Source organism: Buttiauxella sp. BIGb0552 (assembly GCF_004366275.1).
GTDB lineage: Bacteria > Pseudomonadota > Gammaproteobacteria > Enterobacterales > Enterobacteriaceae > Buttiauxella > Buttiauxella gaviniae.
In genome coordinates this window covers 158,037-172,835 of the sequence record NZ_SODY01000005.1, presented here as the reverse complement: position 1 = coordinate 172,835, position 14,799 = coordinate 158,037, and the positions used below count along the sequence as shown (strand labels likewise).

14 protein-coding genes are annotated in these 14,799 nt (G+C 51.0%); 8 read left to right on the top strand and 6 right to left on the bottom strand.

Features of this window, described 5'->3' with window-relative positions; translation table 11 throughout:
* Window positions 1-132 precede the first annotated feature (132 nt).
* Entirely contained in the window at window positions 133-1,179 is a 1,047-nt protein-coding gene (gene ompA, locus EDF88_RS15990) for a porin OmpA (RefSeq protein WP_134185792.1), read from the top strand.
* Between the two features lie 178 nt (window positions 1,180-1,357).
* On the opposite strand, the gene EDF88_RS15985 is transcribed toward ompA, so the two are convergent.
* Complete coding sequence (locus EDF88_RS15985; RefSeq protein ID WP_064514544.1) at window positions 1,358-2,227, bottom strand: ROK family protein; 870 nt, start codon at window positions 2,225-2,227, stop codon at window positions 1,358-1,360.
* A 188-nt stretch (window positions 2,228-2,415) separates the two neighbouring features.
* On the opposite strand from EDF88_RS15985, the gene EDF88_RS15980 reads away from it, so the two are divergent.
* On the top strand, window positions 2,416-3,954 hold the full coding sequence (locus EDF88_RS15980) for an aldehyde dehydrogenase family protein (RefSeq protein WP_134185790.1): 1,539 nt from the start codon (window positions 2,416-2,418) through the stop codon (window positions 3,952-3,954).
* A gap of 61 nt (window positions 3,955-4,015) precedes the next feature.
* Here the strand turns inward: EDF88_RS15980 and selB are convergent, their stop codons facing one another.
* The 4 genes from selB to EDF88_RS15960 all read right to left on the bottom strand — a co-directional run bounded on the left by selB (window position 4,016) and on the right by EDF88_RS15960 (window position 8,268).
* A complete protein-coding gene (selB, locus tag EDF88_RS15975) occupies window positions 4,016-5,863 on the bottom strand; it encodes a selenocysteine-specific translation elongation factor (protein ID WP_134185788.1) in 1,848 nt (615 codons plus the stop codon).
* Complete coding sequence (gene selA / locus EDF88_RS15970; RefSeq protein WP_134185786.1) at window positions 5,860-7,248, bottom strand: L-seryl-tRNA(Sec) selenium transferase; 1,389 nt, start codon at window positions 7,246-7,248, stop codon at window positions 5,860-5,862. The genes selB and selA overlap by 4 nt, the downstream gene beginning before the upstream one ends.
* 70 nt (window positions 7,249-7,318) lie before the next feature.
* Window positions 7,319-7,927, bottom strand: coding sequence for a glutathione S-transferase (locus EDF88_RS15965; RefSeq protein WP_134185784.1), 609 nt, complete (start codon window positions 7,925-7,927; stop codon window positions 7,319-7,321).
* 38 nt (window positions 7,928-7,965) lie between these two features.
* Complete coding sequence (locus EDF88_RS15960; protein WP_243839626.1) at window positions 7,966-8,268, bottom strand: LysR substrate-binding domain-containing protein; 303 nt, start codon at window positions 8,266-8,268, stop codon at window positions 7,966-7,968.
* Window positions 8,269-8,731: 463 nt separating this feature from the next.
* On the opposite strand from EDF88_RS15960, the gene EDF88_RS15955 reads away from it, so the two are divergent.
* The 6 genes from EDF88_RS15955 (at window position 8,732) to EDF88_RS15930 (ending at window position 13,760) form a co-directional block, all read left to right on the top strand.
* Window positions 8,732-10,651, top strand: a complete 1,920-nt coding sequence (locus EDF88_RS15955; protein ID WP_064514516.1) for a PTS mannitol transporter subunit IICBA — start codon at window positions 8,732-8,734, stop codon at window positions 10,649-10,651.
* A 111-nt stretch (window positions 10,652-10,762) separates the two neighbouring features.
* On the top strand, window positions 10,763-11,911 hold the full coding sequence (gene mtlD, locus EDF88_RS15950; RefSeq protein WP_134185782.1) for a mannitol-1-phosphate 5-dehydrogenase: 1,149 nt from the start codon (window positions 10,763-10,765) through the stop codon (window positions 11,909-11,911).
* A gap of 50 nt (window positions 11,912-11,961) precedes the next feature.
* Entirely contained in the window at window positions 11,962-12,501 is a 540-nt protein-coding gene (gene mtlR, locus EDF88_RS15945; protein ID WP_064514512.1) for a mannitol operon repressor MtlR, read from the top strand.
* 83 nt (window positions 12,502-12,584) lie between these two features.
* Window positions 12,585-12,947 carry a YibL family ribosome-associated protein gene (locus EDF88_RS15940; RefSeq protein ID WP_064514511.1) on the top strand — a complete coding sequence of 121 codons (363 nt, stop codon included), beginning with the start codon at window positions 12,585-12,587 and terminating at the stop codon, window positions 12,945-12,947.
* Between the two features lie 256 nt (window positions 12,948-13,203).
* Complete coding sequence (locus tag EDF88_RS15935) at window positions 13,204-13,458, top strand: type II toxin-antitoxin system Phd/YefM family antitoxin (protein WP_064514510.1); 255 nt, start codon at window positions 13,204-13,206, stop codon at window positions 13,456-13,458.
* Window positions 13,458-13,760, top strand: coding sequence for a type II toxin-antitoxin system RelE/ParE family toxin (locus tag EDF88_RS15930; RefSeq protein ID WP_064514508.1), 303 nt, complete (start codon window positions 13,458-13,460; stop codon window positions 13,758-13,760). The genes EDF88_RS15935 and EDF88_RS15930 overlap by 1 nt, the downstream gene beginning before the upstream one ends.
* A gap of 30 nt (window positions 13,761-13,790) precedes the next feature.
* Here EDF88_RS15930 and ghrB read toward each other — a convergent pair whose 3' ends face one another.
* A complete protein-coding gene (gene ghrB, locus EDF88_RS15925) occupies window positions 13,791-14,765 on the bottom strand; it encodes a glyoxylate/hydroxypyruvate reductase GhrB (protein ID WP_134185780.1) in 975 nt (324 codons plus the stop codon).
* Window positions 14,766-14,799 lie beyond the last annotated feature (34 nt).

Sequence of the window (14,799 nt, the reverse complement as noted above, 5' to 3'; positions counted from 1 at the left end):
TATTTTTTTATTTAAAAATAAACTGTTTAATATTTCTAATTAAGGAACTATTTCCTTATTATCCCGTTCGACAAACTTATGGCGATTTAATTCTGAGTCGTTTGCTCAGATATGGGATATGTTAGGGAATATATGAAAAAGACTCTTGTGGCTTTAATCGTGCTGAACGCTTGCGCTGTTTCTAACGTATTTGCTGCGGCAGACGCGAACACCTGGTACGGCGGCGCTAAAATGGGCTGGTCGCATTATTTTGATGCCAGCGGCAACAAAGATTTCAACGATAACGTGAGCAACGCAACTGACTTTGATTTCGATAAAGACAACGTCAGCGGCGGCGTATTTGCAGGTTATCAAGTTCTTCCATGGTTAGCGGTTGAAGGTGGATACGACTACCTGGGCAACATGGGTATCAACGGTAATAACGGTGTTGCTGGCGGAAAAATGGAAAGCCAGGGCCTGCAACTTTCTCTGAAAGCGAGCTACGGCTTGACTGACAGCTGGGATATTTATGGCCGTGCTGGTGCGATGGGTTACCGCGCAGAAGTTAACAATGCAGGTCATAGCAATTTTGAAACTGGCGTGCGCCCGTTGGCCGCAGTCGGTACTGAATATGCGTTTACCAAAAACTGGGCTGGCCGTCTGGAATACCAGTGGGTAAGCAATGTAGGTAACTCTAACCAGATTGGTATTAGCAGTGATGTAAGTTCGTTATCCGCAGGTGTTGTTTATCGCTTCGGCCAGCATGATGACGCAGTAATCGCACCGGTTGTGGAACCTGCGCCAGCGGCTCCAGAAGTGAAGAAATTTAACCTGAAATCAGACGTGCTGTTCGGCTTTAACTCTGCAGAGCTGACTTCAGAAGGTCACGCAGCAATTCAGCAGCTGTACAACAGCCCGGATATGCAAGCGGCGAAAAACAGCTCAACAACAGTTGTTGGCTACAGCGATCGCCTGGGTTCAGAGCAATACAATCAGCAGCTTTCTGCTCAGCGTGCACAAGCAGTCGTTGATGCACTGATAGCGCAAGGTTTGCCTGCTCAGAATGTGCGTGCCGAAGGCCGTGGTGAAAGTGATTCCGTGACCGGCAATACTTGTGCAGACGGTATGCCTAAGTCACAACTGATTGATTGCCTGGCTCCAGACCGCCGTGTTGTGGTTGAGATTGCAGGCGAACAGTAAGTATTCACCCCTGAGAACGTGAATTCATCCCGAAAGTGCAGAAAGAAGTTACCTTGATTATTTCGTGCCACGCCCTGGAAGCATGTAAGCGCATTTTTCCTGTGTGGCACGAAATATGAAAGGTATATAAGAAATATTTCATTAATCGTCCGTTGCCCGACAAATTCGTCGGGCTTTTTTATTTCTGTTTTGCCAGCCAAACTGCGCCGAGCATGCCAGCTTTATTCCCCAGTTTGCAGGGGCGAATCGGCACTTGTAGCACATCCCAGAACTTAAACCCTTCAAGGTGACGTTCCAGCATTGGGTACAGCATCGGCTGAGTACTGACGCCGCCGCCCAGCAAAATCGCTTGAGGATCAAATAGCGAGACAACGCTATAAATCCCACGCGCCAGGTATTTCACCCAGTTGTCGATAACCCCCTGAATATGCAGATCTGTTTCAGCGCGGGCAAAAATATCCTGGCCGCGAATTTTCTCATCTGCCGGGATATTCATCTCGCGTCGACATGCATCCATCAGCCCTTTGGCTGATGCCAACTGATGCATGTCCTCACCATATTTTCCTACCGGCAATACGCCAAATTCACCGGCCCGGAAGTGCGAACCGCGCATCAGTTCTCGGTTTACGATAATGCCACCGCCAATGCCGGTACCAATCGTCACGCAGACCAGAGAATCATATTCATTGCCCGCACCCAACCACATCTCGCCGAGGGCTGCACAGTTAGCATCATTTTCAACGGTAATTGGCAGATCTGTCAGTTCGCCAAAAATCTCCAGCAAATTGCAGCCATCAAGAAACTCAAGCGCCCCCGCTTTGGGGACATTACCGGTATGAGGGTTGATATAGCCGGGGAAACTGATGGCTATCCCGGCAATTTCATTATGCTGTCGATAGCCTGCCACCACACTTTGCCAGGCATCCAGAAACTGCTGGCGGTCATAGTGAGTGTCATACTCTTCAGCGATCAGCACCTCCCCCTCTTCAGTGAACAAACCATGCTTAACGTGGGTGCCGCCCACATCGAAACTAATAAACAGGCGCATGAGCAATCCTTGTAGCGAAACGGGAAAAGGTAAACTTTAAGTATGTCTCAAAACCAATAACCTGCAGGCTGATTACTCTTAATCAGCGAAAAACCAATCCGTGACCTGTGTCGTAAAGCGCTCAAACATTGGCGAAGAATTCACCGCTGACGACTACGCTTGAGAGTGCAAACGACAAGGAGATTCACATGACAAATAATCCTCCCGATACCCGAATTATCCCGGGCGAGTATGGTTTCCCGCTCAAGCTTAAACCTCGTTACGACAACTTCATTGGCGGCCAGTGGGTAGCTCCTGTCGAGGGAAAATACTACGAAAACCTCACCCCAGTTACTGGGCAACCACTGTGTGAGATAGCCAGCTCCAGTAAAGGCGATATTGATTTAGCGTTAGATGCCGCGCATGAGGCAAAAGCAGGCTGGGGCGGTATGTCAGTTCAGGAACGTGCCAATATTCTGCTAAAAATAGCCGATCGCATGGAGCAGAATATTGAGCTGCTGGCGGCGGCTGAGACCTGGGATAACGGCAAACCAATCCGTGAAACCAGCGGTGCCGACGTGCCTCTGGCTATCGACCATTTCCGCTATTTTGCTTCCTGTATTCGTGCTCAAGAAGGCGGCATCAGCGAAGTTGATGGCGATACTGTGGCGTATCACTTCCATGAACCTCTCGGTGTGGTAGCGCAAATTATTCCGTGGAACTTCCCACTGCTGATGGCGAGCTGGAAAATGGCTCCGGCACTGGCTGCGGGCAACTGCATTGTCCTGAAACCAGCACGTTTAACGCCGCTGTCGGTTCTGCTGCTGATGGAAATGGTGGGAGATTTGCTACCGCCGGGTGTCATCAACGTAGTGAACGGTGCTGGCGGTGAAATCGGTGAATATCTGGCAACCTCCAAACGTATAGCCAAAGTAGCGTTTACCGGCTCCACTGAAGTGGGTCAGCAGATAATGCAGTATGCAACTCAAAACATTATCCCGGTGACGCTGGAGTTGGGCGGTAAATCCCCAAATATCTTCTTTGCTGATGTGATGGACGAAGAGGACGCATTTTTCGACAAGGCACTGGAAGGTTTTGCTCTGTTTGCCTTTAACCAGGGTGAAGTTTGTACCTGTCCAAGCCGTGCACTGGTGCAAGAATTTATCTATGAACGCTTTATGGAGCGTGCGATTCGCCGTGTGGAATCCATCCGCAGTGGTAACCCTCTGGACTCACGTACCCAAATGGGGGCGCAGGTGTCACAAGGGCAGATGGAAACCATCCTGAACTACATCGATATCGGCAAAAAAGAAGGGGCTGATGTCCTGACTGGTGGGCGCCGCAAAGCACTAGAGGGTGACCTGAAAGCGGGTTATTACCTCGAGCCAACCATTCTGTTCGGCAAAAATAATATGCGCGTTTTCCAGGAAGAGATCTTCGGACCGGTGCTCGCCGTGACGACCTTCAAAACCGTGGAAGAAGCACTGGAGCTTGCGAACGATACCGAATATGGCCTCGGCGCTGGTGTCTGGAGTCGTAACGGTAATCTGGCGTACAAAATGGGTCGTGGCATTCAGGCGGGGCGCGTGTGGACTAACTGTTATCACGCTTATCCAGCCCATGCGGCGTTTGGGGGCTACAAACAATCCGGTATTGGGCGTGAAACCCATAAAATGATGCTGGATCATTATCAGCAGACCAAGTGCCTGTTGGTGAGTTACTCGGATAAGCCGTTAGGGTTGTTCTGATATGATCTGAAACAGACACGTCTCACTCTGGCATTGAGCCAGGTGAGATGTGTTGGTCACGCTATTTCTCGGCCAGGAATAGCGCTTTATCACGCAGTAGGTGGTCATTGCCACGGCGGCGGGTAAAACCAATTCGATCAAAGTATTCGAGAATTTGCACCGCCAGTTTGCGACCCACGCCGAGACTGTCTCGGAAATCCGCAGCGCTGGTAGCTCCTTGCGTTTGATCCAGTTCGCGGATCAAATTAGCAAAGGTTTGAATCCGATCGTTACGGTAATAACGATCTTTTAAGATCGCAGTCACTAGCCCAAGTTGCGCGGCAAAACGCAGTAGCTGACGTACTACTTGTTCATCTTGTTGTGTTTCCCGAGCCAGATCGCGTACCCACCATGGCTCATCACCAAATAGTGCGTCAATTTTCTCCCAAACTGCCAACTGCTCTGTGGAAAAGCCCGGTTTGTGATCGGGCAGATGCAGCCAGCCTTGTCGGCTTGCGAGTACCCCTTCCTGGCGCATTTTTTCAATCAATGCCAAAACCAGTGGCTCATCTTCACTTGGTAAAGCCATGCGACGCAGACGCTCACGACCAGGGCCGGGCTGGTCGTCATGCTGTTGGTGATAACGCTCCAGGGTATCGAGCAGTTTTTGCTTCCAGCGTGCGGCCATTTCCTCGCTAAGCAGGCTATTGCCCGCGCGAAGAAAATCGGTTCTGTTTAGCAACTCTTGTAAGCCCTGAGAGGTCAGTTGCCGCGCCCAGCCGAAATCAGTCAGGGTTACGGCGCTTCGTTGTAGATGGATATCGAGCATCTGCTGGTCATTTTCTGCATCTTTAAGCTGTTGTAACCATGCGAGGAATGCAGGCTGGCGTTTACCGCGGCGTGAAGCGTGCAGAAGAATGGCTCGCGCTCCTGCAAGTGTGACGCGAGCGGATATATCACGCAGAACCAGGCGGTCATTGTCTGCAAGCCATAACGGCGTATCCAGAACCAGTTCGGCGAGGTCATCTTCTAGCAGAGAAATGCGCCCGGTGACATGACTAGCTGCATGGTGGATATGCAGCGGCTGCCATTGTTGCAGCTGTGCATGGCTTTGCAGTTGAACGATCACGCGCTCAACGGACTGAAGGGGTTGTTCCGCTAGCAGCCAGTCACCACGTTTGATATCCAGTTTTTCCGCATCGCCGCTAATGTTGATCGCTATGCGTTGCCCGGCAAAAGCGGTGTCGGTTTTACTATTTTGGGCATGTAAACCACGTACACGCATCGGTTTATCAGCACCGGTTAACCACAGCGTGTCACCAATTTTTACTTCGCCACTCAATGCGGTTCCGGTCACTACCAAACCCGCCCCTTTGACGGTAAAAGCACGGTCAATTGCGAGACGGAAACGGTGCTGGCGCGGGTGTGCACGTTCCGGCAGCGCAAGTAAGTGTTCACGTAGCTCGTCAATTCCTGTGCCGCTGGTGGCTGCTGTGACAAACAAAGCCGCCTCTGGCCAGCCAAATTCACTGAGTGTTTCCAACACCGCTTCGCGTACTTCATCTATTCGCGCATCACTCACCCGATCGGCTTTGGTCAAGGCCACGGTAAGCGACGGTTTGCCGGTTAATTGCAAGATAGCGAGATGTTCGCGAGTTTGCGCCATCACGCCATCATCGCAGGCGACAACCAACAGCGCGTGGTCGATACCCCCCACGCCTGCCAGCATATTGGCGAGGAATTTTTCATGCCCTGGCACATCAATAAAACCAGGGATGCGGCCATCGGGTTGTGGCCAGTATGCATAGCCCAGGTCGATAGTCATGCCGCGCTTTTTCTCTTCGGGCAGACGGTCAGCATTCACGCCAGTTAAGGCTTGCAGCAGGGTAGTTTTGCCGTGGTCAACATGCCCGGCGGTAGCAATAATCATGGGTTCAGGTTCTCTATGAAACCAGCTTCATCTTCAAGGCCACGTAAATCCAGCCATAAGCGCCCATCGCTGATGCGGCCAATAATCGGTTTTGGTCGTTCGCGCAGGGCTTGTGTGAGCGCGGCAAGCGTTGCGCCACGCCCATCTTTTGGTGTGAACGTTAGCGCGGCACTTGGCAAACGATCCACCGGTAGTGAGCCGCTGCCAATTTGCGATAAACACGGTTCGACGCAAACGGTAAATTGCTCGCCATATTTGCTTTCAAGGGCAGGTAACAGGCGTTGTGCAAGCTCTGTGATTTCACTAGCGCTACGGGTTAGCAGGCGCAGCGTCGGCAATCGTTCGACCAGTGTTTCCGGGTGTTGATATAGGCGTAACGTCGCTTCGAGTGCAGCCAGCGTCATTTTATCGGCGCGTAATGCCCGTTTTAGCGGGTGGCTTTGAATGCGGGCGATAAGATCTTTTTTGCCGACGATAATACCCGCCTGCGGGCCGCCGAGCAGTTTATCACCAGAGAAACTCACCAGGCTTACGCCAGCCGCAATCAACTGTTGCGGCATAGGCTCTTCTGGCAATCCCCACTGAGTTAAGTCGACCAGCGAACCGCTGCCTAAATCAGTAACAACAGGGATATTCAGCTCAGTTCCGAGTGCCACCAGTTCTGCTTCATCGACCGCTTTAGTAAAGCCCGCAACCTGGTAATTGCTGGTGTGGACTTTCATCAATAGCGCCGTATTTTCATTCGCCGCCTGGCGGTAATCTTTCAAATGCGTGCGGTTTGTTGTGCCAACTTCCACAAGTTGGCAACCCGCCTGGCGCATCACATCAGGAATACGGAATGCGCCACCAATTTCGACTAACTCGCCACGTGAAACCACAACCTCTTTGCCGCTTGCACATGCCGCCAACATCAGCAATACGGCTGCCGCGTTGTTATTAACGATACAGGCGTCTTCCGCACCGGTAAGTTCACAAAGTAGGCCCGCCAATGCTCGGTCACGGTGCCCGCGCTCTGCACCATGTAAGTCATATTCCAGTGTTACGGGGTAGCGCATTGCCTGAGTCACAGCCTCAATTGCTGCTTCTGCCTGCAATGCGCGGCCCAGATTGGTATGCAGTACCGTGCCGGTCAGGTTAAATACTGGTAATAGGGCGCTGCGCTGGCCTGATTCAAGCTGAAGCTGCGCATGTGCTGCCCAATCGTTGTTCCAGGGCGGCAGGATTTCCTGAGTGCGAATGTGTTCCCGTGCCACCTCAAGCATCTCTCGTAAGGTATTCACCACCTGAGTGTGGCCGAAATGGTGCAGCAAAGTGCTAAATGAGGCGTCACGTAACAGTTTATCGATTGCTGGAAGTTGGCTGTACAAGGTGCGATGGGTAGTCATAGCAAGCCGCAGAATGGTGAAATATTGCGATAGTTTACAGGGGGAGTTGCCCCCCTGTCATGGCGGGAGATCATGCTGTTGGCGGTTCGGTCCGTGCAAAACTTTCACGTTCGAAAAGTTTCTCAACCAGTTTCACTAAATGTGGGCGGTCGACACACCAGCCAGGCGAAACGCGACGGAAATTGAGATAGCCCACAGCGCATGCCACCGCAATGGTCGCGACGCTTAGGTTTTCCGCATCCAGTTTTTTATCTGCGACGTACTGTTCGAGCAGTGTCAGGCTGCGGCTGATTTTTTCACGTTGGCGCAGCAGTTCCGTTTCTGATTGCTGCTCCGGCGGGCGCTGGCGTTCGCGTACTGAAACCAGAGCCGCGTCCATAATGCCATCGGCCAGCGCTTCTATCTGGCGCATTTGCAGTGCAGCTAATGGATCTCGCGGGATGAGGGCTGGGGCGATATCCAACAGCTCAAGATATTCGGCAATCACCGGTGAATCGAACCAGTATTGCCCATCTCCGGTGACCAGCGCCGGGACTTTGCCCAGCGGGTTGTATTGCGGCGTGTTGCTTTCTGAAGTCCATGGGTTGTCGTTTACAAATTCAAAAGTTATACCTTTCTCCAGCATTATCACTGAAATTTTGCGCACATACGGGCTGGTGTAATTGCCGATCAGTTTCATCACATCGTCCATTTTTGCCAACAAAACGTAAGTATGGTTCAGATTGTTGGCAACGGCGATTTGATGTAGTCCAGAAACGCCCGCAGCCCACAGGTCATGTACTGGCGATTGGGGTAGTAAAGTTGCCACTGTTCGGGTTCAGGCAGCCACTCCTCCAGCATGCTGACAAGCTGGCCACTTTCCAGCCACGGCCTGGCCTGCTGCTCGTAGAGGTAACTGATACCCGCGCCACAGAGCACGGCTTCCAGCCCTGAATCCATATCGTCGACCGTGAAAAGCACTATCAGAACTTGTTTGAGCAGGCCCGAAGCTTTGTTGGCGCTGCATAATAAATAGTGCAATCGGTGGATGGCGCCTGCGCTTATCCACCCTATAACTAATAGTCTTGTGCGTTGCCGCTGCGCTGTAATTTTCTGACAAAATCAAATCAACCGACACCGCCGGGTTGCCCCGGATCACACTCCATAAAAATCACTTAAAATTTCTTGTGATGCTAATCACATATAAATAACAAAGTCACAACCATGAAATGTGATTCCCATCACGTTTAGGCGTCAACTATGCGCAAAAAATAGCTGCTGTGTTTTTTTTACACACTGATTATGTGACGCAGATCTCCTGATCGTAGTTGGTCACACCCATCAATTGGTGATCCTTGTCACATAAATTTCCACTCGCTGGACAGTTTCACGATTCAGTGCCAAATTCGCCTCACTTAGAGCATCTGGCAGCGTTGCTTGCCACCACATTAACAATAAACCTCGGGCTGCTTTTCAGCACGTAAACACAATAAGGGGTGTGCGTATGTCATCCGATATCAAGATCAGAGTGCAAAGCTTTGGTCGTTTCCTGAGTAACATGGTAATGCCAAACATCGGCGCGTTTATCGCCTGGGGTATTATCACCGCCTTATTTATCCCGACCGGTTGGTTGCCAAGTGAAACACTGGCGAAACTGGTAGGCCCAATGATTACCTATCTGCTGCCATTGCTCATCGGTTATACCGGTGGTCGCTTAATCGGTGGCGACCGTGGTGGTGTGGTGGGTGCAATCACAACCATGGGTGTTATCGTCGGTGCAGATATGCCGATGTTCCTCGGCGCGATGATTGCAGGCCCTCTGGGTGGCTGGGCGATTAAACATTTCGACGCGTGGGTAGACGGCAAAATCAAATCCGGCTTTGAAATGCTGGTGAACAACTTCTCCGCTGGCATCATCGGTATGATTCTGGCGATTCTGGCATTCATGGGTATCGGCCCTGCGGTTGAAGTCCTGTCCAAAGTACTGGCGGCGGGCGTTAACTTCATGGTTGTTCATGACATGCTGCCACTGGCTTCTATCTTCGTAGAACCAGCGAAAATCCTGTTCCTGAACAACGCAATCAACCACGGTATCTTCTCACCGTTGGGTATTCAGCAGTCCCACGAACTGGGCAAATCAATCTTCTTCCTGATTGAAGCAAACCCAGGTCCAGGTATGGGCGTGCTGTTGGCGTACATGTTCTTCGGTCGTGGTAATGCTAAGCAGTCTGCGGGCGGCGCGGCAATCATCCACTTCCTGGGCGGTATCCACGAAATTTACTTCCCATATGTGCTGATGAACCCACGTCTGATTCTGGCCGTTATCCTCGGCGGTATGACTGGCGTGTTCACTCTGACCATCCTGAACGGCGGCCTGGTTTCACCAGCATCTCCGGGTTCCATCCTGGCAGTTCTGGCGATGACACCAAAAGGTGCGTACTTCGCGAACATCGCAGCAATCGTTGCAGCAACAGCAGTCTCCTTCGTGGTCTCAGCAATCTTGCTGAAAACCAGCAAAGTTAAAGAAGAAGACGATATCGAAGCAGCAGCTCGCCGTATGGCAGAGATGAAAGCTGAATCCAAAGGTGCAACTGCGCCACTGGCGGTAGGTGCTGGCCTGTCTAACGACCTGAGCCACGTACGTAAAATCATCGTAGCGTGTGATGCAGGCATGGGTTCAAGTGCTATGGGTGCTGGCGTGCTGCGTAAGAAAGTCAGCGATGCAGGCCTGAAAAATATCTCCGTGACTAACTGTGCAATCAACAGTTTGCCGGATGATGTTGATCTGGTGATTACGCACCGTGACCTGACCGAGCGTGCGATGCGCCAGGTTCCACAGGCACAGCATATTTCCCTGACCAACTTCCTGGATAGCAGCCTGTACTCCAACCTGACCGAGCGTCTGGTGGCCTCCCATAACCTGAGCGAGAAAGAAGTGAAGGTAATGAGCAGCCTGGAAGACAGCTTCGTACCAAGCGAAGAAGGGCTGTTCCGCCTGGGTGCTGGCAACGTGTTCCTCGGCCTGACTGCCACCAACAAAGAAGAAGCCATTCGCTTTGCGGGTGAGCAACTGGTGAACGGTGGTTACGTCCAGCCTGAATATGTTGATGCGATGTTTGAACGTGAAAAACTGACCCCAACTTATCTGGGTGAAGGTATCGCAGTTCCGCACGGTACAGTTGAAGCGAAAGACCGCGTACTGAAAACCGGCGTTGTGTTCTGCCAGTACCCACACGGTGTTCACTTCGGTGAAGAAACTGATGATATTGCCCGCCTGGTTATCGGTATTGCCGCTCGCAATAACGAACACATCCAGGTTATCACCAGCCTGACCAACGCGCTGGATGATGATTCAGTGATTGATCGCCTGGCGAATACCACCAGCGTTCAGGAAGTTCTCGACCTGCTGGCAGGTAAGAAGTAAGTCTCCATTTCCCTCTCCCGAATGGGAGAGGGTTCTGGTGAGGTTGGTCAATACCACAAACCTCCTCACCCGAACCCTCTCGGGTAATTCAAATTTAAGAAGGTGAACGACATGAAAGCATTACATTTTGGTGCAGGTAATATCGGACGTGGCTTTATCGGAAAATTGCTGGCAGATGCCGGTATTGAACTGACCTTTGCCGATGTAAACCAGACTGTGCTGGACGCGCTGAATGCGCGCCATAGCTACCAGGTTCACGTTGTTGGCGAGCAAAAGCAAATCGATACCGTTTCCAATGTTAATGCTGTTAGCAGCATTGGCGATGAAGTTATTACTCTGATTGCCGATGTAGACCTGGTGACCACGGCAGTCGGACCGGTAGTGCTTGAACGCATTGCACCAGCCGTGGCGAAAGGTCTGGTTCTGCGTCGTACCAACGGTAATGAGAAACCACTGAACATTATCGCTTGCGAGAATATGGTGCGCGGCACCAGCCAGCTTAAAGGCCACGTCATGAAGGCGCTGTCGGAAGATGATCAGGCCTGGGTTGAGCAACATGTTGGCTTTGTTGATTCTGCAGTGGACCGTATCGTTCCACCGTCAGAATCTGCTACTAATGACCCGCTTGAAGTCACGGTTGAAACATTCAGCGAATGGATTGTTGATAAAACTCAGTTCAAAGGTGATCTCCCGAACATTCCTGGCATGGAACTTACTGATAACCTGATGGCGTTTGTTGAGCGCAAACTCTTCACGCTGAATACCGGGCATGCTATAACCGCATACCTTGGCCAACTGGCCGGTCATCAGACCATTCGCGATGCGATTCTGGATGAAAGAGTCCGTGCTGTCGTGAAAGGGGCAATGGACGAAAGTGGTGCGGTGCTTATCAAACGCTACGGTTTTGATGCAGACAAACACGCAGCCTACATCCAAAAAATCCTTGGTCGTTTCGAGAACCCATATCTGAAAGATGATGTGGAGCGCGTAGGCCGCCAGCCACTGCGTAAGTTAAGTGCGGGCGACCGTCTGATTAAGCCACTGCTTGGCACCATCGAATACGGCTTGCCACACCTGAACCTGGTTGAAGGTATTGCCGCAGCGATGCATTACCGCAGCGCAGAAGATCCGCAAGCTCAGGAACTGGAAAAACTGCTGGCAGAAAAAGGCCCACAGGTCACTCTCGCAGAAATTTCTGGTCTTGATGCCAATAGCGACGTGGTAGCACAGGCGGTGAAAGCGTACGAAGCTAAAGCGTAGCAGAAGAGAGCGGGTGCAGTGGATGCTGCACCCAATAGAAAATTTTAGTGATGCAGGCAAAGATGGAAGAAACCCAGGCCTTTGAAAACCGTGTGCTTGAGCGTCTCAATGCCGGCAAAACCGTACGCAGCCTGCTGATTACCGCGGTCGAACTTCTCACCGAAGCGGTTAATATCCTGGTGCTTCAGGTCTTCCGTAAAGACGACTATGCGGTGAAATATGCGGTTGAACCCTTGTTGGATGGTGACGGGCCACTAGGGGATCTTTCCGTGCGTCTCAAACTTATCTACGGGCTTGGCGTGCTCAATCGCGCGGAGTACGAAGATTGCGAACTGTTGATGGCTTTGCGTGAAGAGTTAAACCATGACGGTAATGAATATAATTTTACCGACGATGAAATGCTTGGCCCATTCGGTGAACTGCACTGTGTTTCTGCTCTACCGCCGACACCAAAGTTTGTTGATGGCAGCGATCCTGAGCTGTTTGCCATGCAAAAACAGCGTTATCAGCAAATAGTGCGTTCCACGATGGTGCTCTCTTTAACTGAGCTGATCTCACGGGTCAGCTTAAAAAAAGCCTTCCAGAAATAATTCAGACCGAACACCCTTTTCGCCCTATAGCACCGAATGGTGTATCCTTGCCAGCAATGAAAGTTATTCACGGTTAATCAAAAATGAAAGAAATCGAAAAAGCAGAAATCAAACGCCTGAGCGATCGCCTCGATCTTATCCGTCACGAGATGCCAGAACTGCATCTGATCAACGATGCTGAAAAGTACGCTGAGATGGAAAAAGAGAAAGCGAAGCTGGAAATCGAGATCGTGCGCCTGCAAGCGGTGCGCAACCAGAAGCTGAGCAAAGAAGCACAAAAACTGATGGCACTGCCGTACAAGCGTCCCATCACCAAAAAAGAACAAGCCAACATGGGCGCTCTGAAAAAAGCGGTACGTGGCCTGGTTATCGTCCATCCAATGACGGCGTTAGGCCGTGAGATGGGCCTCGAAGAAATGACAGGTTTTTCTAATACCGATTTCTAAGTTAACACTCGATTTTAAAAAGGGATGATCCTTTAAGGTTCATCCCTTTTATTTTGCTTAAAATTCCTGTTTTGCGAAGCTTATTCATAACTTATTCCCTTCCCATTGGATTCAATTCTCACAGCATCTATTCTCTGACACTTGTGTATGAACTAGCCGATACCAGGCGACAAAGACTCGCTCCTGTTCTCTACGTAGTTTAAAATAGATACAAATCGAACGATTTATACCTATTCAATCGAAGTGAGGGTGAGGGATGATCAGTTTTACAGCCAACCAGGCAAAAACTCAGTTTGGGGAAATGATTGCTAAAGCGCAGCGTGAACCAGTGAGCATCACCAAAAATGGCAAACCTTCTGTTGTTGTGATGTCCATTGCCGATTACAACGCTATCGAAGAACTCAAGTTGCAGAATCTGCGCGATAAGCTTGCACGTTCCGTTGCTCAGATTAAAACAGGCAATGTCTGTGACGGTGACGATGCGTTTGATGAGTTACTGAAGGATCTTTAATGGCTGGATATAAGCTGACGGAAGAGGCACGAGAGGATTTGCGCGAGCTAAAGGGATTTTCACTGAAGCAATTTGGTAATCTTATGACTCGTGAATATCTGGTTGGTATGCGCGTTACGCTACAGCATTTGGCAAAAATGCCGGGGATGGGAATGGATGAATCTGACGACTTATTTCCTGGTGTATGGAGCTTTCCCTATATGAGCCATATGCTCTATTACCAAAAAGCCGAAGCAGGGATTGTCGTTATCGGTATCATTCATCAGAGTCGAATGCCGGAATTGCTGCTAAAAAGGCGATAAGCCAGCAGTTCCCCACTGGCTTTTTAATTTCTACTTCAATACCTGCGGGTTCACGCAGTTTTCCTTCACGTTGCCACTCAGTGCAGCAATCAAGTTATCCACCGCACAGGCCGCCATGTTATAGCGGGTTTCATGCGTGGCAGAACCGATATGCGGCAGGGCAACAACGTTCGGCAGGCTGAGCAGCGGGGAATCTATCGGCAGCGGCTCTTGTTCAAATACGTCCAGACCTGCGGCGTGAATCGTGCCGTCCATCAGTGCCTTAATCAGCGCTTTTTCGTCAACCACCGGGCCGCGCCCTGCGTTAATCAGAATCGCTGAGGATTTCATTTTTGCCAGTTGCTCAGCGCCAATCAGATGATAAGTTTCATCGGTCAATGGCAATGAAATACAGACGAAATCGGACTCGGCCAGCAGGGTGTCGAGGTCGCAATAACGAGCGTTAAAGCGGTCTTCCGCTTCCTGATGGTGGCGGCGAGCGTTATACAGAATCGGCATGTTAAAGCCGAAGTGAGCACGTTGTGCCAGCGCCAGGCCAATGCGGCCCATGCCTAAAATCCCCAACGTCTTGTGGTGCACGTCGATGCCAAACCAGTCTGGCCCGATACTGCCTTGCCATTCGCCAATTTTTACACGCTCTGACACTTCCACCGCACGGCGAGCAGTCGCCAGCACCAGTGTCATCATGGTATCCGCGACGGTTTCAGTCAGCACGGTCGGTGTATGCATCAGCGCGATACCGCGTGAAGTCAGCGCATCGACATCAAAATTGTCATAGCCAACAGAGACTGTGGAGGCGGCACGCAGCTTTGGCGTGTGTTCCAGAAACGCTTTGTCGACTTTCTCACTCGAGCCAAGGATCCCCTGTGCATCCGCAAAAACCTGCGCATTTTGCTGGACAGTTTGCGGGCTTAAATCGTTCAGTTGAGTGACGGCAAAGTGGCTTTCAAGGCGGGCAAGGAGGTCGTCAGGTAACTTTTTGTAGAGGATGACGGACGGCTTCATAGCGTTCTCCGTTGAGTTAAGTACAGTCCAGGCG